The organism is Sphingomonas sp. AP28 (assembly GCF_056680455.1).
Genome location: NZ_CM155283.1, coordinates 987,598 through 1,013,878, shown reverse-complemented (window position 1 = coordinate 1,013,878; position 26,281 = coordinate 987,598). Strand labels below are relative to the sequence as shown.

The 26,281-nt window shown below is 66.6% G+C and carries 22 protein-coding genes and 1 tRNA gene; 21 read left to right on the top strand and 2 right to left on the bottom strand.

Annotated features, from left to right (window positions below; all coding sequences use genetic code 11):
- Positions 1-173 precede the first annotated feature (173 nt).
- From lon to AC1MH0_RS04480, 7 genes are all read left to right on the top strand, one after another.
- Entirely contained in the window at positions 174-2,567 is a 2,394-nt protein-coding gene (gene lon / locus AC1MH0_RS04510) for an endopeptidase La (RefSeq protein ID WP_480964887.1), read from the top strand.
- Between the two features lie 127 nt (positions 2,568-2,694).
- Positions 2,695-2,967, top strand: a complete 273-nt coding sequence (locus AC1MH0_RS04505) for an HU family DNA-binding protein (protein ID WP_056048186.1) — start codon at positions 2,695-2,697, stop codon at positions 2,965-2,967.
- 67 nt (positions 2,968-3,034) lie between these two features.
- Positions 3,035-3,109 (top strand) — tRNA-Val (locus tag AC1MH0_RS04500).
- A gap of 279 nt (positions 3,110-3,388) precedes the next feature.
- Positions 3,389-4,027 (top strand): CerR family C-terminal domain-containing protein, encoded by a 639-nt coding sequence (locus AC1MH0_RS04495; RefSeq protein ID WP_480964886.1) that lies wholly within the window; start codon positions 3,389-3,391, stop codon positions 4,025-4,027.
- Positions 4,024-5,205, top strand: a complete 1,182-nt coding sequence (locus tag AC1MH0_RS04490) for an HlyD family secretion protein (RefSeq protein WP_480964885.1) — start codon at positions 4,024-4,026, stop codon at positions 5,203-5,205. The genes AC1MH0_RS04495 and AC1MH0_RS04490 overlap by 4 nt, the downstream gene beginning before the upstream one ends.
- 1 nt (position 5,206) lies before the next feature.
- Positions 5,207-6,823 (top strand): DHA2 family efflux MFS transporter permease subunit, encoded by a 1,617-nt coding sequence (locus tag AC1MH0_RS04485; protein ID WP_480964884.1) that lies wholly within the window; start codon positions 5,207-5,209, stop codon positions 6,821-6,823.
- Positions 6,823-8,286: an efflux transporter outer membrane subunit gene (locus AC1MH0_RS04480; protein WP_480964883.1), complete on the top strand. Its 1,464-nt coding sequence runs from the start codon at positions 6,823-6,825 to the stop codon at positions 8,284-8,286. The genes AC1MH0_RS04485 and AC1MH0_RS04480 overlap by 1 nt, the downstream gene beginning before the upstream one ends.
- 304 nt (positions 8,287-8,590) lie before the next feature.
- On the opposite strand, the gene AC1MH0_RS04475 is transcribed toward AC1MH0_RS04480, so the two are convergent.
- Positions 8,591-8,926, bottom strand: a complete 336-nt coding sequence (locus tag AC1MH0_RS04475; RefSeq protein ID WP_480964882.1) for a DUF6481 family protein — start codon at positions 8,924-8,926, stop codon at positions 8,591-8,593.
- A gap of 309 nt (positions 8,927-9,235) precedes the next feature.
- Here AC1MH0_RS04475 and AC1MH0_RS04470 point away from each other — a divergent pair, with 309 nt between their 5' ends.
- Positions 9,236-10,864, top strand: a complete 1,629-nt coding sequence (locus AC1MH0_RS04470; RefSeq protein WP_480964881.1) for a hypothetical protein — start codon at positions 9,236-9,238, stop codon at positions 10,862-10,864.
- Positions 10,865-10,972: 108 nt separating this feature from the next.
- Positions 10,973-13,780 (top strand): TonB-dependent receptor domain-containing protein, encoded by a 2,808-nt coding sequence (locus AC1MH0_RS04465; RefSeq protein ID WP_480964880.1) that lies wholly within the window; start codon positions 10,973-10,975, stop codon positions 13,778-13,780.
- A gap of 362 nt (positions 13,781-14,142) precedes the next feature.
- Here AC1MH0_RS04465 and AC1MH0_RS04460 read toward each other — a convergent pair whose 3' ends face one another.
- Entirely contained in the window at positions 14,143-14,799 is a 657-nt protein-coding gene (locus tag AC1MH0_RS04460; RefSeq protein WP_480964879.1) for a prolyl hydroxylase family protein, read from the bottom strand.
- Between the two features lie 137 nt (positions 14,800-14,936).
- Between AC1MH0_RS04460 and AC1MH0_RS04455 the strand changes: the two genes are divergently transcribed.
- The 12 genes from AC1MH0_RS04455 (at position 14,937) to gspN (ending at position 26,268) form a co-directional block, all read left to right on the top strand.
- Complete coding sequence (locus tag AC1MH0_RS04455) at positions 14,937-15,764, top strand: type II secretion system protein N (protein ID WP_480964878.1); 828 nt, start codon at positions 14,937-14,939, stop codon at positions 15,762-15,764.
- Positions 15,761-17,974 (top strand): type II secretion system secretin GspD, encoded by a 2,214-nt coding sequence (gene gspD / locus AC1MH0_RS04450; RefSeq protein ID WP_480964877.1) that lies wholly within the window; start codon positions 15,761-15,763, stop codon positions 17,972-17,974. The genes AC1MH0_RS04455 and gspD overlap by 4 nt, the downstream gene beginning before the upstream one ends.
- Positions 17,971-19,641: a GspE/PulE family protein gene (locus AC1MH0_RS04445; RefSeq protein WP_480964876.1), complete on the top strand. Its 1,671-nt coding sequence runs from the start codon at positions 17,971-17,973 to the stop codon at positions 19,639-19,641. The genes gspD and AC1MH0_RS04445 overlap by 4 nt, the downstream gene beginning before the upstream one ends.
- A 122-nt stretch (positions 19,642-19,763) precedes the next feature.
- Positions 19,764-20,990 carry a type II secretion system inner membrane protein GspF gene (gene gspF, locus AC1MH0_RS04440; protein WP_093397136.1) on the top strand — a complete coding sequence of 409 codons (1,227 nt, stop codon included), beginning with the start codon at positions 19,764-19,766 and terminating at the stop codon, positions 20,988-20,990.
- An 8-nt stretch (positions 20,991-20,998) separates the two neighbouring features.
- Entirely contained in the window at positions 20,999-21,439 is a 441-nt protein-coding gene (gene gspG / locus AC1MH0_RS04435; RefSeq protein WP_082444053.1) for a type II secretion system major pseudopilin GspG, read from the top strand.
- A 4-nt stretch (positions 21,440-21,443) separates the two neighbouring features.
- On the top strand, positions 21,444-21,929 hold the full coding sequence (locus tag AC1MH0_RS04430; RefSeq protein ID WP_480964875.1) for a GspH/FimT family pseudopilin: 486 nt from the start codon (positions 21,444-21,446) through the stop codon (positions 21,927-21,929).
- The gene (gspI, locus tag AC1MH0_RS04425) at positions 21,919-22,323 is read left to right on the top strand and encodes a type II secretion system minor pseudopilin GspI (protein ID WP_480964874.1); all 405 of its coding nucleotides are present in this window, start codon (positions 21,919-21,921) and stop codon (positions 22,321-22,323) included. Before AC1MH0_RS04430 ends, gspI begins: the two co-directional genes overlap by 11 nt.
- Positions 22,320-23,006: a type II secretion system minor pseudopilin GspJ gene (gspJ, locus tag AC1MH0_RS04420; protein ID WP_480964873.1), complete on the top strand. Its 687-nt coding sequence runs from the start codon at positions 22,320-22,322 to the stop codon at positions 23,004-23,006. The genes gspI and gspJ overlap by 4 nt, the downstream gene beginning before the upstream one ends.
- Positions 22,993-23,991, top strand: a complete 999-nt coding sequence (gene gspK / locus AC1MH0_RS04415) for a type II secretion system minor pseudopilin GspK (RefSeq protein WP_480964872.1) — start codon at positions 22,993-22,995, stop codon at positions 23,989-23,991. The genes gspJ and gspK overlap by 14 nt, the downstream gene beginning before the upstream one ends.
- The gene (gene gspL, locus AC1MH0_RS04410) at positions 23,988-25,073 is read left to right on the top strand and encodes a type II secretion system protein GspL (RefSeq protein ID WP_480964871.1); all 1,086 of its coding nucleotides are present in this window, start codon (positions 23,988-23,990) and stop codon (positions 25,071-25,073) included. Before gspK ends, gspL begins: the two co-directional genes overlap by 4 nt.
- Positions 25,070-25,546: a type II secretion system protein GspM gene (gene gspM, locus AC1MH0_RS04405; RefSeq protein WP_480964870.1), complete on the top strand. Its 477-nt coding sequence runs from the start codon at positions 25,070-25,072 to the stop codon at positions 25,544-25,546. Before gspL ends, gspM begins: the two co-directional genes overlap by 4 nt.
- A complete protein-coding gene (gspN, locus tag AC1MH0_RS04400; RefSeq protein WP_480964869.1) occupies positions 25,543-26,268 on the top strand; it encodes a type II secretion system protein N in 726 nt (241 codons plus the stop codon). The genes gspM and gspN overlap by 4 nt, the downstream gene beginning before the upstream one ends.
- The last annotated feature ends 13 nt before the right edge of the window (positions 26,269-26,281 follow it).

The window sequence follows — 26,281 nt, the reverse complement described above, 5'->3', positions numbered from 1 at the left end:
AGGATCACGAATACCGCCGCCCGTTACCCTGGACTCCTGCGCCCGCAGGAGAACGGCTGGGCTTCGGGCAACGCGCTAAAACCCCTAACCACCGCCAACCAATTGATGGACGGTTCATCCTCACCATATAAGCTGTAGATTATGCCCCCATGCAGGCACCCACCGGAGCGTTCATGACCCAGTACCCCGTCCTTCCCCTTCGCGACATCGTCGTGTTCCCGCACATGATCGTGCCGCTGTTCGTCGGTCGCGATAAGTCCGTTGCCGCGCTCGAAGCGGCGATGGCGGCGGACAAGGAGATCTATCTCGTCGCGCAGATCGATCCGGCCGAGGACGATCCCTCGCGCGACGATCTGTATTCGATGGGCGTCACCGCGACCGTGCTCCAGCTTCTGAAGCTGCCCGACGGCACGGTCCGCGTGCTGGTCGAGGGCAAGGGCCGTGCGACTCTGGAGACGCTCGACGAAAGTGGCGACTTCCTCACCGCCACGGTCGAACCGGTCGCCGATGCCGAGGTCGAAGGACCCGAGCTCATTGCGCTGATGCGCTCGGTGGTCGACCAGTTCGAGAATTACGCCAAGCTCAACCGCAAGCTGTCGTCGGAAACGTCGGTGCAGCTGTCGGAAATCGAGGACGCGTCGAAGCTCTCCGACGCGGTGATCGCGAACGTCCAGATCAAGGTTGCCGAGAAGCAGGCGATCCTGCTCGAAACCAACCCGTCGAAGCGTCTCGAAATGGCGTTCGCGGCAATGGAGGGCGAGCTGGGAGTCCTGCAGGTCGAGAAGAAGATCAAGAGCCGCGTCAAGCGCCAGATGGAGAAGACGCAGCGCGAATATTACCTCAACGAGCAGTTGAAGGCGATCCAGCGCGAACTCGGCAACGAGGACGGCGAGGGCGAAGGCGATGAGATCGCCGAACTGACGCAGAAGATCGCGACGCTCAAGATGAGCAAGGAAGCGCGCGGCAAGGCGACGTCGGAGCTGAAGAAGCTCAAGACGATGGCACCGATGAGCGCCGAGGCGACCGTCGTGCGCAACTATCTCGACGTGCTGCTCGGGCTCCCTTGGGGCAAGAAGTCGAAGATCAAGAAGGACATCGCCGCCGCACAGGTGACGCTGGACGAGGATCATTATGCTCTCGAGAAGGTCAAAGACCGGATCGTCGAGTATCTCGCCGTGCAGGCGCGCACCAACAAGCTGAAGGGGCCGATCCTGTGCCTGGTCGGCCCTCCGGGCGTCGGCAAGACCTCGCTCGGCAAGTCGATCGCGAAGGCTACGGGGCGCGAGTTCATTCGCCAGTCGCTCGGTGGCGTGCGCGACGAGGCCGAGATACGCGGCCATCGCCGCACCTATATCGGCTCGTTGCCGGGCAAGATTGTGACGAACTTGAAGAAGGCCGGCACGTCGAACCCGTTGTTCCTGCTCGACGAGATCGACAAGCTCGGTCAGGATTTCCGCGGCGATCCGGCGTCGGCACTGCTTGAGGTGCTCGACCCGGAGCAGAACGGTAAGTTCCAGGATCACTATCTGGAGGTCGATATCGACCTGTCGGACGTGATGTTCGTCTGCACCGCGAACTCGCTCAACCTGCCGCAGGCGCTGCTCGACCGCATGGAGATCATCCGTCTGGAGGGCTATACCGAGGACGAGAAGGTCGAGATCGCCGAGCGCCATCTGGTCGAGAAGCAGATCGAGGCGCACGGCTTGAAGCCGGGCGAGTTCACGCTGACGCAGGAGGGGCTTCGCACGCTCATCCAGCAATATACGCGTGAGGCCGGGGTGCGCACGCTGGAGCGCGAGATCGCCAAGCTGTGCCGCAAGGCGCTGCGCCAGATTCTCGAGAACAAGACGACCAGCGTCACGATCACGCCCGAGAACATCGGCGAATATGCCGGCGTGCAGAAGTATCGCCACGGGCTTGGCGAGACTGAGAACCAGATCGGTGCGGTCACCGGGCTCGCCTGGACCGAAGTCGGCGGCGAGCTGCTGACGATCGAGAGCGTGACGGTCGCGGGCAAGGGGCAGGCCAAGCTCACCGGTACGCTTGGTGACGTGATGAAGGAGTCGATCGAGACCGCGTTCAGCTATGTGAAGGCCCGCGCGCCCAGCTACGGGATCAAGCCGAGCCTGTTCGCGCGCAAGGATATCCATATCCATCTGCCCGAGGGTGCGGTGCCGAAGGACGGTCCGTCCGCAGGCATCGGCATGGTCACGTCGATCGTCTCGACGCTGACCGGCGTGCCGATCCGGCGCGAGGTGGCAATGACCGGCGAGGTGACGTTGCGCGGTCGCGTGCTGCCGATCGGTGGCCTCAAGGAGAAGCTGCTCGCCGCGCTGCGTGGCGGGATCGAGACGGTGCTCATCCCGGCCGAGAACGAGAAGGACCTCGCGGAGATCCCGGCGAACATCAAGGCGGGGCTCAAGATCATCCCTGTTTCGCATGTCGACGAGGTGCTTCGCCTGGCCCTCACCGAGCCGCTCGAAGCGATCGAGTGGACCGATGCGGACGAGTTGGCGGCACTGCCACCGACACCGATCGCGCCGGTCGGGGGTGGCCTTCACCACTGATCCATGTTTGGATCGTAAGCGACGATACGGCGGTTTCGTTTGACAGCAGACGGGGCCGCCGCATTATTGCGCGCTGACTGCGGCCGTGATTCTATCGCGGCCGACTTGAGACTTTCCGGGGGACTATATGAACAAGCAGGAACTGATCGCGACGGTTGCCGACACGTCCGGGCTGGTGAAGGCCGACGCGGTCAAGGCCGTCGAGGCGGTGTTCGACGCGATCGAGGCATCGTTGAAGAAGGGCGATGAGGTTCGCCTAGTCGGTTTCGGCACGTTCTCGATCTCGAAGCGCAAGGCGTCGACCGGCCGCAATCCCCGGACCGGCGAGCCGATGACGATCAAGGCGTCGACCCAGCCGAAGTTCAAGGCCGGCAAGGGCCTGAAGGACGCGGTCAACTAGAACCGGTGTCGATAGGGCTGGACAGGTGGACGGGGTCTGCCTAAAGGCCCGCTTCCGAACGAGTTTCGGGCGCGTAGCTCAGTGGTAGAGCACACCCTTCACACGGGTGGGGTCGCTGGTTCAATCCCAGCCGCGCCCACCAGATTTACGCCGGTTCCTTCGCACGAAGGGGCCGGCGTTGCTGTTTCTGGGGTCCGTCGGGGTAGTGGATCTCGCGGCGAGGTGGTTACGCCGCGTCCGTCATCCTGACGAAAGTCAGGACCCAGAGCCACGTAGTGCAACGCTCGTTACCCTGGGTCCTGACTTTCGTCAGGATGACGGTGACGTGCGCGAAGATTGAGGTACGACGCTGACCGATCCGCCGCGCAACATGACAGCTTCTTCATTAGGCTGGTTCGTTCGATCGAACTAAACGCCGCCCGTGGTCCAGTCCCGACTCCTCGACATCGCGATCAGCGAATTCGGCACCAAGGGGCTGGAGGGGGCGAGCACGCGCGGAATCGCCGCCGCCGCCGGCACAGCAATGTCCTCGATCACCTACCACTATGGCGGCAAGGAGGGCTTGTACCTCGCCGCCGCCGACCGGATCGCCGAGCGCATGTCCGCAGTAATGGGCGACCCGTCCGAGCTGTCCCGGGAGCTCGCGGCGGACGACGTCGGCGAAGCCCGTGCCCAGATCCACCGCATCTTCGGCCGACTCGCGGACAAGATGGCGAGCAACGAAAGCGCCGACTGGACGCTGTTCGTGCTGCGCGAACAGATGAAGCCGGGCGAGGCGTTCGAGCGCATCTATGGCGGCGTGATGGGCCAGATGGTGCGCAGACTGAGCGATCTCGTCTGCATCGCCACCGGCTGTGCCGAGCTCCGCACCGGCAGGATCGCGACGATCACCTTGATGGGGCAGGTCATCACGCTGCGGGCGAACCGCGCGACCTGCCTCAAACTGCTCGAGCGCGATGTGCTCGAACCCAACGACATCTTCGATATCAAGGCGCGTATCGACGCCAATATCGACGCTATTCTCGATTCGATGCGTGCTGAAGAACAGGGCCAGGCATGACCGACCAGACGAACCACTCCGACGCCAACCACGACGATGAGGATCGCAAGGACGATCCGAACGGCGAGGACCAGCAGTCCGATACCGACCAGCAGGACGAGTCCGACGACGACAAGGCCGAGGGCGACGACAAGAAGCCGTCGGTCTTCAAGAAGCCGCTGTTCTGGATCATCCTCGTCATCGTCGTCGGCGGGCTGATCATCGGCGGCGTGCTCTACTGGCTCCATGCGCGCCAGTTCGAATCGACCGACGACGCGTTCGTCGACACGCACATCGTCCGCCTCGCACCACAGGTCGCGGGCACGCTGGTCCAGGTCGCGGATATCGACAACCGCCACGTCGAGGCCGGGCGGCTGCTCGCGGTCATCAAGGCATCCGGCCGCGACGCGCAGGTCGCCGAGGCGCAGGCAAACGAATCGCAGGCCCGCGCACAGTTCGCGCAGGCGCAGGCGCAGGTCACCGCCGCCGAAGCACAACGCCAGCAGGCCGCGGCACAGGCACGCGTCCCGATGGCGGCGGCGGTAAAGGCGCAGCAGGATCTCGCCCGCTACGAGGCGTTGCTGCGGCTCGATCCGAGCGCTGTCGCCGGCCAACAGCTCGATCAGGCGCGCGCCACTGCTCGCCAGACCGCCGCCGATGCGGCTGCCGCGCGCGAACAGATCGACACCGCCACCGCGCAGATCAGCGTCGCCCGGAAGCAGGTCGGCGCGGCCAAGTCGGTGATCGACGCCCGTCGTGCGCAGGTCGACCAGGCAAACGTCACGATCGGCGATCTCCGCCTGACCGCGCCGGTCGCGGGGCAAGTCGTCAACCGCTCGGTCAACGTAGGCTCCTATGTCGCGCCCGGCACGCAGCTGATGGCGATCGTCCCCGACACAATGTGGGTGACGGCCAACTTCAAGGAAACGCAGCTCACGCTGATGAAGATCGGCCAGCCCGTCGAGATCCATGTCGACGCGTATCCCGGCGTCGACTTCAAGGGTCATGTCGACTCGATCCAGCGCGGCGCTGGCCAGGCGTTCGCCCTGCTGCCCCCGCAAAACGCGACCGGCAACTACGTGAAGGTGGTCCAGCGCGTCCCCGTCCGTATCGTGTTCGACGCGAAGAACGGCCCCGATCCGAAGCGCTATCCGATCGGCCCCGGCATGTCGGTGGTGCCGACCGTCAAGGTCCGCTGAGGTGGCGAAAGCTCCTGCAAAAGCCGATGCGGGGGGCGGTCATGTCTGGTCGCCAAGCCGGTCGGCGGCGGGCAAGTACAGCCCGTGGCTGATCGTCGCGATCATTTCGATCCCTACCTTCATGGAGGTGCTCGACACCTCGATCGCCAACGTCGCGCTCGATCACATCTCGGGCGGGCTGTCGATCACCACCGATCAGGCAACGTGGGTGCTGACCAGCTACCTCGTCGCCAACGCGATCGTCATTCCGATCTCGGGCTGGCTGTCCGACGCGATCGGCCGGAAGCGCTATTTCCTGCTCTCGATCGCACTGTTCACGCTCGCATCGCTGCTCTGCGGCCTCGCGCCGAACATCGGGACGCTGGTCGTCGCCCGCGTGCTGCAAGGCATAGGCGGTGGCGGCCTGGCGCCGGTCGAGCAGTCGATCCTCGCCGACACCTTCCCGCCGAAACAACGCGGGATGGCGTTCGCCGCCTTCGCGATCGTCGTCGTCGTCGGGCCGGTACTCGGCCCGACGCTCGGCGGCTACATCGTCGAATATTCGAGCTGGCATTGGGTGTTCCTGATCAACGTGCCGGTCGGCATCGCCGCGTGGTTCCTGGTCGAGACGTTCGTCGACGAGCCCGACCAGGTGAAGAAGGACCGTGACGAGCGCTTCAAGAACGGCCTGACGATCGACTATGTCGGCGTCGCGCTGGTCGCGCTCGGGCTCGGCTTCCTCGAACTCACCTTCGACCGCGGCGAGCGCGAGGACTGGTTCGCGAGCGGCTTCATCGTCATGTCGGCGATCATCGCCGCGGTGTCGCTGGTCACGCTCGTCGTGTGGGAGTTGAACCACAAGGACCCGGTGATCGACCTCAAGCTGATGAAGAACCGCAACTTCGCGCTGACGATCGGCGTGATGGGCGTCACCGGGATGATCCTGTTCGGCACCACGCAGCTGATTCCGCAGATGCTGCAACAGGTGCTCGGCTACAGTTCGCTCGATGCCGGCCTCGCGCTGACCGCGGGCGGCCTCGCGACGCTCGTCATGGTACCGTTCGCAGGGCGACTGAGCGGGCTGGTCGACGTGCGCTTCCTGCTGTTCCCGGCGTTGCTGGTGCAGGCGTTCGCACTGTGGAACATGAGCCACCTGACCGCTGACATCGCGTTCTCCGACGCGGCGTTCGCGCGGCTGTTCCAGGCGATGGCGCTGCCGTTCCTGTTCGTGCCGATCAACGCGATCGCCTATGTCGGGCTCAAGCAGACGCAGACCGCGCAGGCGTCGAGCCTGCTCAACGTCTCGCGCAATCTCGGCGGCACGATCGGCATCTGTTTCGCGCAGACGCAGCTTGCGGGCGGGTTGCAGCGGCATCAGTCGGAACTGACGCAGACACTCAATCCGCTCGATCCGAATTACAATGACTGGATGCAGAAGGCGACGAGCGTGTTCGGAGGGCAGGGCGATGCGACGACGCCTTTGGCGGTTCTCTACAGCCAGATGCAGCGGCAGGCGACGATGCTCGCGTTCCTCGACGTGTTCCGCGCGATGATGGTGGTCGTGCTGGTCGTCGCGCCACTGGTTCTATTCATGCGCTCCGGCAAGACCGGCGGCGCCCCCTCGGGAGGGATGCATTGATGCGTGCGCGGTTCATGGTGGTTGCGGTTGCGGCCCTGCTCGCGGGGTGCACCGTCGGCCCGAATTACACGCCGCCCGAGATGGCGGTGCCGCCGGCGTTCGTCGGTCCGCAGGCCACAGTGGGTGCGACCGTCGATCCTGCGCGCTGGTGGTCGGCGTTCGGCGATCCGCAACTCGACGGCCTCGTCGAGCGCGCGCTGAAGGGCAATCCCGACATCGCGATCGCCGCCTCGCGTGTGCGCCAGGCACGGTTGCAGGAGATCGTCGCGCGCTCGCAAGGGTTGCCGAGCGTCAACGCCAGCGCCAGCCCGAGCCATATCGAGTTCAGCAAGAACGCCGGCCTCTCGTCGATCGCACGTGCGTTCAGCGGCGGCACGGGGGCGGGCGGCACCGGCTCGACTGGGGGGATAGCGTTGCCCGGCAGCGGGATCACGACGTACTCGGTCGGGTTCGACGCAAGCTGGGAGCTCGACCTGTTCGGCGGCGTGCGGCGCAGCACCGAAGGCGCGCGGGCGCGGACGGAAGCGGCGGTCTGGTCGAAGCGCGATGCTGCGGTGACGCTCGCCGCCGAAGTCGCGCAAGCGTATTTCGCGCTCCGGCTCGACCAGGCGCAGATCGCGACGATCGAGGGCGAGATCGCCAACCAGCAGCGCGCGCTGACGATCGCGGGCAATATCGCCAAGGTCGGCCTCGTCCCACCAATCGACGTCACCCGCCAGCGTGCTTCGATCACGTCGACGCAAGCGCGCGCCGAACCGGTCCGTGCCGATGTCGACGTCCGCATGCACGCGCTGGCGATCCTGCTCGGTGAGCCGCCCGCAACGTTGATGACCGAACTCGCTGCGCCTTCGGCCGCGCCACTCGGCGTGCCGACGATCCCGGCCGGGTTGCCGTCGGAGCTATTGCGTCGGCGCCCCGACGTGCACGCGGCTGAGCGTGATCTGGCGGCGTCGACTGCGGATATTGGCGTGGCGGTGGCGGATATGTATCCGAAGTTCAGCCTGACCGGCATGAGCCAGCTGATCTCCACTGCGCTCGGCAATCTGTTCTCGGGTGACAGCCTCCAGCTGACCGCAAGCGGCGCGGCGCAGTTCCCGTTGCTCGACTGGGGCCGGCGCAAGTCGACTGTGAAATCGCGCGAGGAAGACCGCGAGCAGGCGTATCTGCGCTATCGCTCGACGGTGTTGCAGGCGTTGCGCGATGTCGAGGATCCACTCGCGCAGATTGCCGCCGAGCGTCGCCGGAACGCGGCGTTGCAGCGCGCGGTGGTCGATGCGCAAAGCAGTGCGAAGGCGGCGGAGTCGCAGTACCGGACGGGGTTCGTAGCGCAGACGACGCTGCTGAATGCGGAGACGGACGTGCTGACCGCGCGCGAACAGCTCGTGTCGAGCGATGCGCAGTTGCGGCAGCTGACGGTGGCGCTTTTCAAGGCTTTAGGGGGCGGTTGGGAGCAGGCGGAGTAAGGGGCGCGCTTCAAATCCGTCCGTTACACCGCACTTCGTGTTCTCCCGCGAAGGCGGGAGCCCAGTCTGGGCTCCCGCCTTCGCGGGAGAACAAAGTAGCGGGGAAGGGGGCCTGCGATTTAAAACACCACCCCGGCGAAGGCCGGGGCCCAATTGGGAAACGTCGGTAACGTAGGTGCGCGCTTCACCACTGCGACCTTGCCAATTGGGCCCCGGCCTTCGCCAAGGTAGTAATCTTTTCGGCAGGTGCTTTCAGAGATCAGTCGGTAAATCAAAATGGGCGGCCAAACGACCGCCCCAAAGATCACTTCTTCTTGTTCTTCCGCGCCGCGTACTTCGCGTCGCGAATCGCCTTCTTCTCGGCGTCGGTCAATTCGACCTTAGCCTCGGCCTCGCGCTTCTTAGCAGCAGCAGCCTCAGCCTCAGCCTTCTTCGCAGCCTTCGCCTCGTCCTCGGCAGCACGCTTCGCAGCACGCTTCTCACGCTCAGCCGCTTCCTTGGCCTCACGCGCCGCAAGGCGCTCGGCTACGACCGCTTCGTCGATCGGCGGCTTGGCACGCAGCGCTTCGAGCGCCTTCTGCTTGGCGGCGGCTGCGCTGCTCGTGCGGTCCTGGAAACTGGGGTCCTTGAAAGAGGCCATTGTCGTCGAATAATCCTGTAATGATGGTCCACCCGCCCGAACGCAGGGATGCGCCGGCGGTGACTCTGGCAGCGCCTGTAAATCATCGCGCGCCGGATCGGAAGAGATGTGTTCGATAGCGCGGTTTTCAACCCCATGCGTCAGTAGCGCCCCAATCGACAGTCATCGAACCGTCATATCATAGTCATGCAAGCGTCATCGAAATCGCATCGCGGCGTCATCTGGTCAGCCTAACCGCCATGTCACGGTCGGCAGGGGGGAGCCTGGGTCGATCCGAACAATCAACGGTACGACTCGGGAGTCCTTCGCATGACCAGCTTTACTCGCCTCGGCACGATCCTGCTGACCGGCACGGCCTGCCTCGCACTCACCGCTTGCGGCGGTGCCGACGACGTCGCTTCGCCGGGCGCTGGCACGGTGATCATCACCCCGCCAGCCACGCCGACCCCGACGCCGTCCACCCCGACGCCGACCCCATCGGCGATCACGGCCGCTCAGTTCGCCTCGACCTCGGGCGGCCGCGCGGACGGCACGATCACGATCAGCGCCGACGAGCAGCTCGCGATCGTCAATGCCGGCACGAACAACAACGTCAGCGGCACCAACGTCCTGACCGGCGTGTACCCGACCGCCGCGACGTCCGCCACGACCGCGACCGACCCGTCGACGCTCAACGCGTTCTTCACCAGCACGAACTTCGTCGGCGCGCTGAATGGCCCGACCGACACCGCGTTCCAGGGCTGGACCTGCAACTCGACCTCGGCACAGTTCGGTGGCAGCACGACTGCCAGCTGCATCGCGGTTCCCGCCGTCGGCGCCGGTGGCTCGGCCGCGGCGTGCCCGACCGGCACGATCGACGACGGCCTGGTCCAGACGTTCCGCGCCTGCCGCCTGCCGACCAACATCACGTCCAGCCTGACGCTGCCGAAGATCGCCGGCGTGTTCTACCGCCTGCGCGGCCAGACCGAAGTCGGTGCCGATGTCGGCACGACCGGTGCCGATACCGGCGTGACGCTGACGATCGCACCGGGCGTCGTCGTCGCCGCGGATTCGACCGAAGTCACCGCCGATCTCCTGCTCGTCAATCGCGGGTCGAAGATCAGCGCCGTCGGTACGCGCGACGCACCGATCATCTTTACGTCGCAGCAGAACCTGGCCGCCAACGGCGTCAGCGATGCGACGCAGGGCCAGTGGGGCGGGATCATCCTGCTCGGCCGCGCCCCCGTCGCGGTCTGCGCGACCGGTACCGGCCCGAACAACGCGGGCGGCACGAGCACGACCTGCCAGCAGGCGATCGAAGGCGTCACCGGGCGCTTCTACGGTGGCCCGACGGCAGCCGACAACAGCGGCACGATGCAGTATGTCCAGATCCGCTACAGCGGCATCGCGATCAGCGACGGCAACGAGCTCCAGGGCCTGACGCTCGGCGGCACCGGTTCGGGCACGACGATCGACCACGTCCAGAGCCACAACTCGGCCGATGACGGCATCGAGATCTTCGGCGGTACCACGAACATCAAGTATTTCGCGGTCACCGGCGCAGACGACGACGGCTACGATATCGACAACGGCTATCGCGGCTTCATGCAGTTCATCATCGCCGCACAGCGTCTGCTGGGTGCGACCGCCGACTCGTTCTCGACCGAGATCGACTCGAACGGTGCCGAGGACCTGCTGCCCCGTACCTTCGGTCAGTATTCGAACTTCACGTTCGTACAGACCGCACTTGCGCCGGCAGCGATCCGCCAGCGTGGTGGTTCGGACATGCGCTTCATCAACGGCATCGTGAAGTCGCCTGCGACCGTCGCCTGCCTCAACCTGATCGCGCAGGAAACCAGCCAGGCCGATCGCTCGACGATCCGCGCGGCCGATGCCTCGAAGCAGGACCAGGGCCCGCCGATCTTCACCTCGGTCTACTTCAACTGCAACGGCCGGTAACGCTTCCGGTCGGCTCTCCGCAGTCGATGATGTGAGCAGCGATGCCGGGGTGGTTCCAAAGACCACCCCGGCATTCGCCCATAGACCCCCTGATCTGGATATTCGGCCATGCAAACGCGCTTCGGCTATGCCACCTTACTTCTCCTGACCTCGCAGCTGGTCGCGCCCGCGGTACTCGCCCAGACCGGCGGCGCTGCACCCGCTCCAGCCACCTCGCCGCCCGCCTCGACCACGCAGACCGGCCCGACCTCGACACCGGTCGACACCTCCGCGCCTCAGGCTGCCGGTGCAGAGGCCGCCGGAGCGCAGGCCGAAGTGTCGACGCCGGGCTATGATCCCAATGGCGGCGAGGACATCGTCGTCGTCGGCCGCAACATTCCGAACTTTGTCCGCGCAACGCCGCAGGTCGTCTCGATCCTGTCGACCGAAGACATCGCACGCACCGGCGAAGGCGACATCGCCGGCGCGCTGTCGCGCGTCACCGGTCTCAGCATCGTCGGCAACGGCTTCGTCTATGTCCGCGGTCTCGGCGACCGCTATTCGTCGTCGCTGCTCAACGGCTCGCCATTGCCGAGCCCCGAGCCGCTGCGCCGTTCGGTCCCGCTGGACATCTTCCCGACCACGATCGTCGGCTCCGCGCTGGTCCAGAAGACCTATTCGGTGAACTATCCCGGCGAGTTCGGCGGCGGCGTGATCAACCTCACGACCAAGGCGATCCCGGACAAGAACTTCCTGTCGTTCGGCGGTTCAGTCTCGGCCGACACCGCGACGACCAGCGAACTCGGCTACACCTATTATGGTGGCGATGCCGACTGGATCGGCTTCGACGACGGCACGCGGAAAGTGCCGAGCTTCATCAAGAACGCGCCGAGCGGTACCGGCAACATCTCCGCCGCGCAGGCCGCGACCCTCAGCAACGCCTCGACCTCGCTGCTCCAGCGCAACAACCAGCTGCCCGCCAATTTCTCGGGCGAGATCAGCGGCGGCTCGGTGTTCGACATCGGTTCGGGCCGGCTCGGCGTGATCGCATCGGTCAGCGCGAGCAACACCTTCCGCACCCGCAGCATCACGCAGCAGGATTCGGTCACCAACGAGGGGCTGCTCCGCAACGATTTCCAGACCCTGTTGACCGACAACCGGATCGTCGCCAACGCGCTGATCGGCGTCGGCTACGAGTTCGGCGAGAACAGCATCAAGCTGACCAACGTCTATATCCACGACACGCTGAAGCAGGCGCGTGGGTCGGCGGCGACCACCTACAACAACTCGAGCGGCCTGCGTTTCCAGCAGAACACCAACTGGTTCGAACGCCAGCTGTTCGAAACCCAGCTGGTCGGCGCGTTCAAGCCCGTCGACGCGCTAACGCTCGACGTCCGCGGTGCCTATGCCAATTCGAAGCGCAATGCGCCGTACGAGCGGCAGTTCGACTATCTCTGCTCGAACACCACCACGACCGGCCAGCCGATCACGGTGCAGGATCCGAACGGGACCGGCGGCGCGCAGTGCAACGGCGCGTATCAGGTGACGCAGCGCTTCTCGCCGTTCGCGTCGATCATCTTCAGCGAACTGAAGGAAGACCTCTACAGCGGGCAGGCAGATGCCGCGTACAAGCTGTCGACCGAGCGGCCGATGACGCTGTCGACCGGCTATTTCTACTCGGATACGAAGCGCACGTCTTCGCGTCTCCAGTTCAACTACCAGACGCCGCGCGGTGGCGGCACCGCGCCGGGCTATCCGTACAATCTGCTACGTCCGGATTACCTGCTGGCGATCGATACCAATGATCCACTCAACTCGCTGGAGTTGCAGTTCAACACCCCGCTCGGTGCGTATCAATATGATGCGTCGCTGCGGATCCACGCGGGCTATGTCCAGGCTGAAGCCGAGGCGACCGACGGTGTCCGCGCGACGATCGGCGTGCGCTACGAGACGGCGGACGAGCGGGTTACCCCGATCGGCGCGACCACGACGCGGCTGAAGAACGATTACTTCCTGCCGGCCTCGACGCTGACCTGGAATTTCGCGCCCGACATGCAGCTTCGCGCCAGCGCATCGAAGACGATCTCGCGCCCGCAGTTCCGCGAGCTTGCGCCTCAGCAGTTCCGCGATCCCGAATCGGATCGCCTGTTCTTCGGTAACCCGCTGTTGCAGGATACCAAGCTCTACAATCTCGACGCACGCTACGAATGGTTCTTCGCGCGTGACCAGCGCTTTACGCTGGGGGCGTTCTACAAGCGGATCGACAAGCCGATCGAGCAGGTCGGCTTCTACACCGGCGCCGACGATCGTCTCCAGACCGGCTTCACCAACCTGCCCAAGGCCAAGCTGTACGGCGGCGAGGTCGAGTTCCAGAAATACGTCCCGCTCGACACGCTCGGCAGCGATTTCTTCGCGACGCGCCGCCTGCTGTTCATCGCCAACTACACCTATACGCAGTCCTCGATTACGGTGGACGGCAGCTGCGTCCCGAACGTGGTTGACCAGACGACCAAGGTGGCAGGCTGCCAGACCGGGTTCGCGCCCGCGACGGGTAACTTCCGCGACGGCGCACCGCTCACCGGCCAGTCGGACCACCTCGTCAACGTCCAGCTCGGTCTGGAGGACACCAAGCGGCTGTCGCAGATCACGTTGTTGTTCAACTACGCCAGCGACCGCGTCACCAACCGCGGCCCGTCGAACCTCGGCGGCACGGGGTTCCTGCCCGACATCATCGAGAAGCCCGGCATCCGCCTCGACCTCGTCGCCCGTCAGGGTGTCGAACTGCGCGGCGCCAAGTTCGAGGTGAAGGCCGAGGCACGCAACCTCACCAAGACGCGCTTCACCGAGGGGCAGACGTTCGAGAACGGCAACAAGGTGTACATCAACCGGTACAACCTGGGTCAGGTGTTCACGCTGGGAATCAGCACGACGTTCTGATGACGTCTTGAGAAGGGCACCTCCCCGGCGAAGGCCGGGGTCCAGTTGGTGAGGTCGCGTAACGAAGCGTTGCCCTACGTTAGCGACGTTACCCAACTGGACCCCGGCCTTTGCCGGGGAGGTGCTTGGGGTGCTGGAGGACGGAGGCATAGACGCTGAGGTGTCGTGGTTGTCGCTGAGATCCTCTAATCACACCGTTGAAGGCCGCCACGCGCAATCCTCCCCCGCCCGGGGGGCGCCGAAGGTGACGGAGGCGGCGGACACGGAACAGCGGTTATCGCTGACCGCCCCCTCCGTCAGGCAAGTGCCTGCCACCTCCCCCTGGCTGGGGAGGATTGTAAGCCGAGCGACATGCCGGGATCTCAGCCCCAAGGCTTCTCCCGAAACCATTTGGTGATCACATACTTGACCCCCGCGCGTACCTTCATCCCGTGATGCAGCGTCGCCGCGTTCATGCTCCCATCCGCCCGCCGGTTGTTCCAAGCGAGCAGCTTGCCCGTCTCTGGCTGCACGATCTTGTCGATCGCCTTGAACCGCGTCGCGCCGCCAGCTTCAGGCTGGTTGAGGTAGATCATGACGGTCCACGTCCGGTTCCCCGCGACCCCGCAATAGCGCTGGTAATCGACGCCGTTCGGCTCGAAATAATCGGTGTGTCCCTTGAACTCCTGCCCGACCGCGTAGCGCTGCCCTTGCAACGGTTCGCCGTACACCGGGTCGAGTCCGGTCAGTGCCGCGATCCGGCGTTCGACCTCGATCGCGGCCGGATCGAGCGGAGACAGATCGCCCGTCTCGCTCGTCCGATAGTTCGCATCCCCGTTCGAATCGGAGATCGTCGACGGCCGCCGCACCGCGTCGATCCGCTCGATCAACGTCGCGCACAGGTCCGGCGGCAGGAAGTCGCGCCGCACGAACAGGTCGAGCTTGGGGCTTGGTACGCGCTGGACGCCGGGTACGGAGAGCCGCGCGATGATCGCTTCGGGAGGCAGGCCGGAGCCGCTGGACGGGAGGGGATCGGACATGAGCGTCTTCTGCCCATCGCCGACGCGAAGCGCTACCCCATCAGAATCGAAGCGACCAACGCGCAAGCCATTGACGCGGAATTGTAACATGGCATGCCTACGCGACGAAGAGAGCGGGAAATTGGGGTGGGTCGCGGATGCGATTGAAGCTGGACGCGCGGGCGCGCCGTATCTTGCGGCGTATGCCGGTCGTGAATGTCTATAGTGTCGTCGAACTCGCGCTCCTGGCCGGGCTGGCGACGCAGTGCGCGCGGCTGGCTTGGACGATCGTGACGCCGATCACGCCGCTGGGCGACTGGCGCCCGGCCGTGCCGATGGTCGTAGGCTCGCCTGCCGACATCTTGAGTGGGTTCGATCCGTTCTTCCGCCTCGGCGGTGCGCCCGGTGCGCCCGCCACCGTGACCGCGCTCCAATTGACCCTGTTCGGTACGCGCATCGACGAAGCGATGGGACGCAGTTCGGCGATCATCGCCGGCCCCGACGGCGTCCAGCAGAGCGTTGCGATCGGCGACGAGATCCAGCCGGGCGTTCGCCTGAAGGCGGTCGCGTTCGACCATGTCACGATCGATCGCGGCGGCGCCTACGAAGACCTGTTCCTCGACCAATCGGGATCGGTGACGCCGGTCGTTCCGGGCGCGGCCCCGGCTGGCGCAACCGGAGCGATCGCCCCGGTCGTCGGCATCCCCGTCACGCAGTTGCGCAGCGAGATCGGCTTCATCCCCCGCATCGACGGCGGCCGCATCAGCGGGCTCACCGTCCGCTCGCAAGGCTCGGGCAACGCATTCCGCTCGGCCGGGTTGAAGGACGGCGACGTCGTGACCTCGATCGGCGGCCGCCCGGTATCGGGCCCCGGCGATCTCGACCGCATCGTCAAGGATTTCGCGGGCGGCGGCAACGTCCCCATTACCGTAGAACGCGGCCAGGATACCCTGCCGCTCGCCATCACGATCGCGCCCCCTAAATGAAAAAGCTTCTCCTTGGCCCCGTCGTAGCCCTCGCGCTGGCGGCCGGCGTTCACGCCCAGACCACGCTCAACGTCCGCGATGCCGATATCCGCGCGTTCATCGCCGATGCCGCCAAGGTCACCGGGCGCACGTTCATCATCGACAACCGCGTCGCCGGCAAGGTGACCGTGGTCACCGATCGCCCGCTGTCGCGCTCCGAATATTTCGAGATCTTCCTCTCGACCCTGCGCGCCAACGGCCTCGTCGCGGTGCCGACCTCGGGCGGGGCGTTCCGCGTCCAGCCGCTCGACAACGCCGCCTCGCAGCCGAGCCGGATCGGTGTCGCAGGCGCCGCACGCAACAGCTACGTCACCGAGATCATCCGACTCCGCGCGATCGACGCACAGTCCGCGGTCGAGACGGTTCGCCCGCTGGTCAGCGCGCAGGGCTCGGTCAGCGCGAACCGCGGCGGCAACAGCCTCGTCGTGGTCGATTTCGCCGACAACATCCGCCGCATCCGCGAAGTCCTCCGCCGGATCGACACCGACACGTCCTCCACGCGCGTCGTCGCGCTGAAGAATGCAAGCGCGAAGGAAATCGCCACCGCGCTCCAGGGTCTGATCGGTGCCGGTACCGGCGGCGGTCAAGGCGGGCAGGGCGGTGGCGCCGCCGCCGGCCCGAGCGCATCCGTCGTCGCAGTGGAAGGCTCGAACGCGGTCGCGTTGCGCGGCGATCCGACGACCGTCGCCCGTCTCGCACAGGTCGCCGCCGACCTCGACCAGAAGGCGCGCAACGGCACCGAGATCAAGGTCGTGTTCCTCGAGAACGCCGATGCAGAGCAGCTGTTGCCGGTGTTGCAGGAACTCGTCGGCCAGACTCCGACCCAACCCGTGCAGACGTCGCTATCCCGCTCGAACTTCGGGTCGAGCAGCACCAACGGCGCGTCCGGCGGCCAGTCGAATGTTTCGCAACCGCAGATCCCACAGTCTGGCTCCACATCCGGCGGTGCGTCCGGCTCCGGCCAGGCCGCGATCACGTCTGCTGGCCGGTCGGCCGTGGTCGTCACGCGCTTTGCCGGTGCCAACGCGATTGTCATCGCCGCGCCTGCCGAGATCCAGCGCCAGCTGAACGAGGTCGTCCGACAGCTCGACACGCGCCGCGAACAGGTGCTGGTCGAGGCGATCGTCGCCGAAGTCTCGGACTCGACCGCGAAGACGCTCGGCGCGCAGTTCATCGTCGGCGATCCCAGCGGCGGCGCTTTCGGCGCGTCGACCTTCTCGAACTCCGCCCCCAACATCCTGCAGATCGCCGGCGCGATCGGCGCTACCCAGCTCAATACGTCGAGCACCACGACGACCAACACCGATGGCAGCACGACCGTCACGAATACGACCAGTCCCGCAGCCGACACGCTCCAGCAGTCGGCGATCGCCTCGATCCTCGCGGCGGCAGGCGGTTTCGGCGGCTTCGGCGGCAAGATCGGCAGCACGTTCTTCGGCGCGATCATCAACGCGGTGAAAAGCGACACGACCTCGAACCTCCTCCAGGTCCCGCACCTCGTCACGCTCGACAACCAGGAGGCGCACAGCCTCGTCGGGCAGGAGATCCCGATCACCACGGGGCAGGCGCTCAGCACCAATTTCGACAACGCCTTCCGCACCACGCAGCGCCAGAATGTCGGCATCGAACTGACCGTGCGGCCGCAGGTAAATTCGTCGGGGACGGTGAAGCTCAATTTGCGCCTGGAGGTCAGCTCGATCGCCGGGCCTGTGTCGAGCGACAATAGCGACCTGATCCTGAACAAGCGCGAGGTCGAGACCGTCCGCACCGTCGACGACGGCCAGATCGCGGTGATCAGCGGCCTTCTCGACGACAACGAACGCCGCACGATCGAGAAGATCCCGCTGCTTGGCGACTTGCCCGTGCTCGGCCATCTGTTCACGTCGAAGGCGAAGCAGCGGTCGAAGACCAACCTGATGATCTTCATCCGCCCAACGATTTTGCGCACCGCGGAAGACAGCCGCAAACTGACCGAGCAGCGCTACGGCTATGTCCGCCTGCAACAGGGTCTGCAGGAGCCGGGCGCTGAGCCGTCGATCGACCAACTCGTCCGCGACTACATGGGCGCCGCCCCGCCGATCCCGAGCGCACCGATCCCCGGCAACATCGAAGACCCGCGCATCGCGGTGCCGGTACGCACCTCGACGATGGTCGTGCGGCCCAAGAAATGATCATCCGCGAAGGCCACGAGATCGACGCTTCTACTCCCCTCCCGCTTGCGGGAGGGGTCGAGGGAGGGCCTGTCTTACTCACGGACGATGCGATCGAGGGGTATGTCATTCCCTCCCCCAACCCCTCCCGCGAGCGGGAGGGGAGCAGTGCAGCGGTATCCTCGACCGAACTCCCCCAGATCACCATCCCCTACGCCTTCGCCAGAAAGTTCGGCGTCGTCGTCGACCACACCGACACCGACTCCCACCTCACCATCGCCATGCGCGCCGGTGCGGACCCCAAAGTCCTGCTCGAACTCCGCCGCTACCTCGCCCGCCCGTTCGACGTGACCTTCGTCGAGCAGATCGCGTTCGATCGCCTCCTCTCGAACGTCTACGCGATGGACGGCCAGGCCAACGCGCTCGCCGCGGTCGGCATGGGCGACGAACTCGACCTGCTCGCGGGCGACATGCCGACCGCGGAGGACCTGCTCGACACCGCCGACGACGCCCCCGCGATCCGCCTAATCAACGGCATCATCGCCGACGCCGCGCGCAACGGTGTGTCGGACATCCATATCGAGCCGTACGAGTCCGGCCTCGTCGTCCGCATGCGCATCGACGGCGTCCTGCGCGAGACGCTGCGCATGCCGCCCAACGTCGCGCCGGTGGTGGTCAGCCGCATCAAGGTCATGGCCCGCCTCGACATCGCCGAGCGCCGCGTCCCGCAGGACGGTCGCATGGGCCTGACGCTCGGTGGCAAGCTGCTCGACGTGCGCGTCTCGACGCTGCCGAGCCGCGCCGGCGAGCGCGTGGTGCTGCGTATCCTCGACAAGGAAAACGCCGGCATCGACCTCGAAGCGCTCGGCCTGCCGCCCGCACTGTTCGCGTTGCTCAATGAGGCGTTGAGCGAACCCAACGGCATCATTCTCGTCACCGGCCCGACCGGTTCGGGCAAGACCACCTCGCTCTACGCGGCGCTGCGCCTGCTCAACGACGGCAGCCGCAACATCCTTACCGTCGAGGACCCGGTCGAGTATGCTGTCGACGGTGTCGGCCAGACCCAGGTCAACCCGAAGGTCGGCCTCACGTTCGCGGCAGGGCTGCGCGCGATCCTCCGCCAGGACCCCGACGTCGTCATGGTCGGCGAAATCCGTGACCGCGAAACCGCCGAGATCGCGGTGCAGGCATCGCTCACCGGGCATCTGGTGCTGTCGACCGTCCACACCAACGACGCGATCGGCGCGATCACCCGCATGCGCGACATGAAGGTCGAGAGCTTCCTGCTTGCCTCGACGCTCCGCGCGGTGATCGCCCAGCGCCTCGTGCGGCGGCTGTGCCCGACGTGCCGCAAGGCTGTGCCCGCGTCGGACACGGTAGCCCCGCTGCTCGGCATCGCCTCCGACGCGATCGTCTACGTCGCGCAAGGCTGCGAAGACTGCAACCAGACCGGCTACAAGGGCCGTATCGGCGTGTTCGAAGCGGTCCGCATCGACGACACGATCCGCCGCCTGATCAATACCGACGGCCACGAGTCGGAGATAACCGCGCACGCGTTCGCGAAGTCCCCGAACCTGGCGCAGTCTGCTCGCGACCTAGTCCTCTCAGGCCAAACCACAGCCGAAGAAGCCGTCAGAGTATCCCGCCGCGACACGACCGAGATCGTGCCTGAGGTGGCAGATGCGTAACGCCTCTTCCCCCCTCCCTGAAAGGGAGGGGCTGGGGGTGGGTCGGCCCGCTCGGGCCACCGCCCCCCGCCTAAGCAGCCAACCCACCCCCAACCCCTCCCTTTCAGGGAGGGGAGCACGTCGTGGCTGATTTCGACTATATCGCGATCGACACCAAGGGTGCGGAACGCCGCGGTCACGTCGCCGCGGCCGACATCGACGTCGCCCGCGCGACCCTCGACGCGCGCAAATTCTACGTCGTGAAGATCACCCCCGGCGCGCCGCCACAAGCCTCCAAGGGCCGCCCCCTCTTCGGCCTCCAGCTCGGCACGCCGAAGATGTCGGGCAAGAACCTCACCCTCTTCACCCGCCAGCTCGCCACCCTGAACCGCGTATCCCCGCTGGAGGAATCGCTCCGCACGATCACCCGCCAGACCGAACAGGACAGCGTCCGAACAATAGTCCAGCACGTCCACGCCGGCGTCGTCGAAGGCCGTCGCCTCGCCGACGCGATGGCGCGCGAACCGAAAAGCTTCCCGCCGCTCTACCGCGCGATGGTGTCCGCCGGCGAAAGCTCGGGCTCACTGCCGACGATCCTCGACCGTCTCGCAGCCCTGCTCGAACGCCAGGCCGAGATCCGCGGCAAGCTCATCACCGCGCTCGCCTATCCCTCGATCCTCGCGCTCGTCGCGTTCGGCGTCGTCACCGCGCTGATGATGTTCGTGGTGCCGCAGGTCGTCGAGCAGTTCGACACGGTCGGCCAGCAACTCCCGCTGCTGACACGCATGGTGATGGCGTTCTCGGCGTTCCTCGTCGGATACTGGTGGGTGATGCTGCTGATCGTCGTCGGTGGCGGTCTCGCCGGATGGCGCGCGCTCAAGGACCCGACGCTGCGGCTCGCGTTCGACGGCTGGCTGCTCCGCATCCCGCTGCTCGGTCGCCTGATCCGCGACCTTCACGCCGCCCGAATGGCGCGCACGCTCGGCACGATGGTCGCGAGCCGCCTGCCGCTGCTCGACGGTCTCAACCTCACCGCCAGCACGATCCACAACCGCCGCCTTCGCCAGGCCTCGGACCAGATCGTCGACGCGATCCGCGGCGGTGGTTCGCTCTCCGCCGCGATGCGCCGCGCGGGCGTCTTCCCGCCGCTGCTGACGTATCTCGCGGCGAGCGGAGAAGCCGCCGGTCGTCTCGACGAGATGCTTGAGCGCGCCGCCGACTATCTCGAACGCGAGTTCGACCGCTTCACCGCCACCGCACTCTCGCTGCTCGAACCGCTGATCATCGTCGTGATGGGCGGCATCGTCGCGACGATCGTGCTATCCATCCTGCTCCCGATCCTCCAGCTCAACACGCTGGCCGGACAATGAGGTTGTTCATGCGTCCCGAAGATAAAAAGAAGCGCCGCGAGGCCGGCTTCACCCTCGTCGAGCTGATGGTCGTGATCGTCATCATCGGCCTGCTCGCCACCATCGTCGCGCTCAACGTGCTGCCCTCGGGCGATACCGCGCGGATCCAGAAGGCGAAGGCCGACATCGCCCAGATCGAGGGCGGGCTGGAACTCTACAAGCTCCAGAACATGACCTTCCCCAACACCACGCAGGGGCTGAACGCGCTCGTCTCTGCGCCGGCGGGTCTCGCCGATCCGTCGCGGTATCAGCGTGGCGGGTATCTCAAGAAGCTGCCGAACGATCCCTGGGGTCGCCCGTATCTCTATGCCTCGCCCGGTGCGCACGGCGAGGCCGACGTCTGGACCTTCGGGGCGGACGGCAAGGAAGGCGGCGAGGGGATCGATGCCGATATCGGCAGCTGGCAATAGGTCCTTGGACTGGGTCCCCGCCGGCGCGGGGACACTTTCGCGGAGACGCGAAAGTGGTTTCACGCTGGTCGAGCTGATGGTCGTCGTCACGATCATCGGACTCGCATCGGCGGTGGCCGTTCTCGTCATGCCGGACCCGCGCGGCCGCGTGCTCGACGAGGCGACGCGTTTCGCCCTGCGCACCCGCGCCGCGCACGATTCGGCGATCGTCGAGGCACGCCCGGTGAGCGTCTGGATCAGCGGTGGGGGCTACGGCTTCGACCGTCGGTTGGCGGGCGGCTGGACGCCGATCGCCGAGAAACCGATGCGCGTCGAACGCTGGAACGACGGCACTAGGGCCAGCATCGGCGACACCAGCGGCCGGATGCGCGTGACGTTCGACCCGACCGGCCTCGTCGATCGTCCTGCGGAGATTCGCCTCGATCGCGGCGGCGTCGCGGCGACCGTCCACATCGATGCTGACGGCAGCGTAAGAGCCGATGCCGGCTGAGCGCGGTTTCACGCTTCGTCGACGTTACGCCGAACACGGCTTCACGTTGATCGAAATCATGGTCGCGCTGGCAGTCTTCAGCCTCGCGGCGATGGCGCTCGTGCGTCTGGAAAGCGCGACGATCCGCGGCGCCTCGATCCTCGACGAAACGCTGGTCGCTCAGATGGTCGCGCGCAACGTCGCGATCGATGCGGTCACCAGCGGGCAGCCCCCGATCGCAGGCCGCGTCACTGGCGTTGAGACGAACGGCGGCCAGCCTTGGACGTGGACGCGGCAGGTCAGCGCACTCGGCGGATCCAGCGTGTTGCGGATCGACGTGGCCGTCGCCGACCGGACCGGCACGCAGCTCGGCCGCCTGACGATGGTGCGACCCGCGCCGCGGATGGTGATGTGACGCCTCCGAAAACCGAGGCCGGCTTCACGCTCATCGAAGTCATGGTGTCGCTCATGATCTTCGGGATGATCGCCGCGGCAGGTGTCGCGATCCTGTCGTTCAGCGTGAAGGCGCAGAGTTCGACCGGCGCCAAGCTCGACGACATCAGCGCGCTCACGCGGACGATGTCGATCCTGTCCGCCGACCTCGCCCAGGCATCGAACCGCGCTACCCGCGACGAGGCCGGCACCAGCGTTCCCGCGTTCATCGGCGAGAGTGGGTCGGGCGTCACGCCAATGCTGCGTTTGGTCCGCGCCGGCTGGAGCAACATCGACGGTACTGCGCGCTCCAGCATGCAGAAGGTCGCCTACCGCGTCGATGGCGGCGTACTCCAGCGGATCGCCTATCCGATGGTCGACGGCGCGCAGCCACTGCCGCCTGCCGCGTTGCTCACCAAAGTCCGCCAGATCGCACTCCGCTATCGCATCGCGGGCGCCTGGAGCGATCGATGGGACGGTACGAGCGGCAGGCCCTTGCCCGACGCGATGGAGCTCACCGTCCAGCGCGAGGACGGGACGCAGTTCCGCCAGATGTTCCTCGTCGGCACCAGTTACGTGCCCGCGCCCTCCGACTTAACCGGTCCGGGGACCACGCCGCCACCCGTTACCCCTCCGGGACAGGAGACGCCCGGTGCGCGCACCTGATCTCGGCATTCGACGCGGGCAAGAACGGGGCGCAGCGCTGCTCACCGTGCTGATGCTCGTCGCGATCATCGCGGTGATGGCGGGCGCGGCGCTGGAGAAACTCCGGCTGTCGACTCGGCTGGCGAGCAACGCCGCGACCGGCGAGCAGGCGCGCGCCTATGCACTCGCGGCGGAGACGATGGCGCTGACCCGCGTCTCCAACCTGCTCGCGCCAAAGCCTACGCGGGTCACGCTGGCCGGCGGCTGGAGCAACACCCCGTTCGGCCTGCCGGTACCCGGAGGCTTCGCGACCGCGCGGGTGCGTGACGGTGCCAACTGTTTCAACCTGAACTCTCTCGTCGGCATGACGACCCCGGGCGTATACGTCGCGCGTGGCGACGTCCGGCCGCAGTTCGTCCGCCTGATGCGGCTGCTCGACGTGCCGGTGCAGGTCGCGGAACAGGTGGCGGCGGGCACGACCGACTGGATCGACAGCGATCAGGACCAGTCACCGATGGGGGCCGAGGACGGCGCGTATCTCGGTCGCGTGCCGTCGTACCGCACCGCCGGCACGTTGATGAGCGACCCGAGCGAACTGCGCGCCATCGCCGGGATGACGCCTGAGATCTACACGAAGATCCGGCCGTGGATCTGCACGCTGCCCTTCGCCAAGCCCTCTCCGATCAACGTCAACACGCTGCTGCCCGAACAGAGCGTGCTGCTGGCGATGATGTATCCGGATACTCTGTCGGTCGGCGCCGCCCAGCAACTGCTGCTGCGGCGACCGGTGCAGGGCTACGCCACGTTCGACGAAATGCAGAAGGGCGCGTCGTTGCTCGGCGCCGCCAATATCGCGCCCGGCGCGGACGCGCAGGTGCTGTCGAAATGGTTCACGCTCGATATCGACGTGACGCTCGGGACGACACAAATGCAGGAACGTGCACTGATCGACGCGAACCGGCTTCCCGCGCAGCTCGTATCGCGGCAATGGGGCGAGCCATCATGACGACTTTGCTGTTCCTTCCCGCCGGCGAGACCGGATATCGTTGGATGCGCGTCGCGGACGCGGGCGTGGTCGGGGAGGGGGAGGGTATCCCCGATGCGATCGACGACGAGACGATCGCGGTGGCGCCCGCCGATGCGGTGACGCTGCACTGGGCGGAACTGCCGTCGCGGTCTGCCGCGCAGGCAACGGCGGCCGCGCGTATCCTGGCGAGCGAGGCGAGTGCGTCGCCGCTCGCCGAACTCCATGTCGCAGTCGGGGACGAAGGCGCGAGCGACCGACCGATCGGCGTCGTCGGTGCCGCGACGATGCGCGACTGGCTGCTGATGCTGGCGGAGGCAGGCGTCGATCCGGTCGCGGTCATTCCGGCGCCGATGCTCCTTCCGCGACCCGAAGAGGGGTACGCGCGGGCGGAACTCGCTGGCAGCGGTGTCGTGCGCGGCACGTCCAGCGGGTTCGCCGACGAAGCGCGGCTGACGGAGCTGGTGACCGGCGGCACCGCGCCCGCGACGATCGACCGCGATACGCTGGAGGCAGCGATCGTCGCCGCCGTCGCGTCACCGCCACTGGATTTGCGGCAGGGGCCGTTCGCGCGGCGGCGACGGTTTGCAATCGACTGGGGGCTGATCCGTCGGCTCACGCTGTTGTCGCTGACGATCCTGGCCGTGACGCTGGCGATCTCGCTCGTCCGCATCGCCAAATACAGCTTCGGCGCGGATGCCCTGGAGGCGGAAGCCAACACCGTGGCGGTCACCGGCCTGCCGCGCGGCGAGACGGTCGTCGACGCCAGCCGCCAACTCGACGAGCGCCTGTCGCGCGTCCGCGGCCCGGGGCTCGGCTTCACCAGCACGACCGCGGCGGTGTTTGCAGCGGTGCGCGCAACCCCCGGCACCGAAGTCACGGCGCTCGATTTCCAGGCGAACGGCGACCTGCGCCTGTCGGTGGCCGTCGAACGCGAAGCCTTGGCGACCGACCTGAAGCGCGCGCTCGAATCCGCCGGCTTCTCGGTCCGCGCCGGCGTGTTCCAGGCCGCCGCCGGCCGCGTGACGGGCGACCTCACGATCAGCCCGGAGAGCGGCCGATGACCGGACTGAAGACGTGGTTCGAAGGACGCTCGCTGCGGGAGCGGCGGCTGTTACTCGTGATGGCGGGGCTCGCGGTGCTGACGTTGCTCTGGGCGCTGATCATCCGCCCGGTCGGCGACGGCTTGTCGAGCGCGCGCGAACGTCACGCAGATGCCGTCACGCGGCTCGGCGAGACGCGCGCGCAAGTCGCGACGTTGCGCGATATCCAGCGGACCCGCGCCACCCCGCTGACCGGCACGCTCGCCGACGCGGTGCGCGCTGAGGCGGACCAGGCCGGCTTTGCGCTCGCCTCGCTCGATCAGGACGGCGCGAGCCGGGTGCGCGTCGGCATCCAGTCGGCGCGTCCCGCGGCGCTGGTCGCGTGGCTGGCGCGCCTCGAACGGCTCGGTATCCTAGTCGATTCGGTGGCGATGACCGACAAGGGCGACAAGACCGTTGCCGTGGCGCTGACGTTGAAGGCGCGCGCGGCATGAGGCGGATACGCTTGCGTACCGGCCCCGCCGCGCTGTTCGGTGGCATGCTGCTGATCGCGTTGATCATCTTCCTGCCGATGCGCGCGGTACTCGGCTGGGTCGGCGTCGGCGACGAAGGGCTGGTCGCGCGGCGCGTGTCGGGGACGATCTGGGGCGCGACGCTGACCGAAGCGCGGTTCGGCGACCTCGCGCTCGGCGATCTGCACGCGCGGCTGTCGCCGCTGCCGCTGCTGGTCGGCCGCGCGACGATCGTCTTCGCCGGTCCCGAATCCGTGTCGGCCAAGCCGTTGCGCGGGTCGGCGAGCGTCAGTCGCCACGGCTTCGGCGTCGACCACATGACCGCCACGGTCGCGACCGGCCGGCTGTTCGCGCCAGTGCCCGTCTCCGCGCTAGACCTCGACGACGTCTCGGTCCGCTTCCGCGATGGCCAGTGCGAAGCCGCCGAGGGCCGCGTCCGCGCAACGCTGGCAGGTGACGTCGGCGGGATCACCTTGCCGCAGTCGGTCAGCGGCACCGCGCGGTGTGACGGCACGGCGCTGCTGCTCCCGCTGGCGAGCCAGGCCGGGACCGAGAGCATCGCGCTCCGGATCGAGGGAGCAGGGACCTACCGCGCCGAGCTGTCGCTGCGTCCATCCAATCCGCTGGCGGTGCAGAAGCTCGAGCAGGCGGGCTTCGTGAGCGGCTCGAACGGGTACAAGCTCGCCATCGAAGGACGTTTTTGACGTCTTTTTGGCA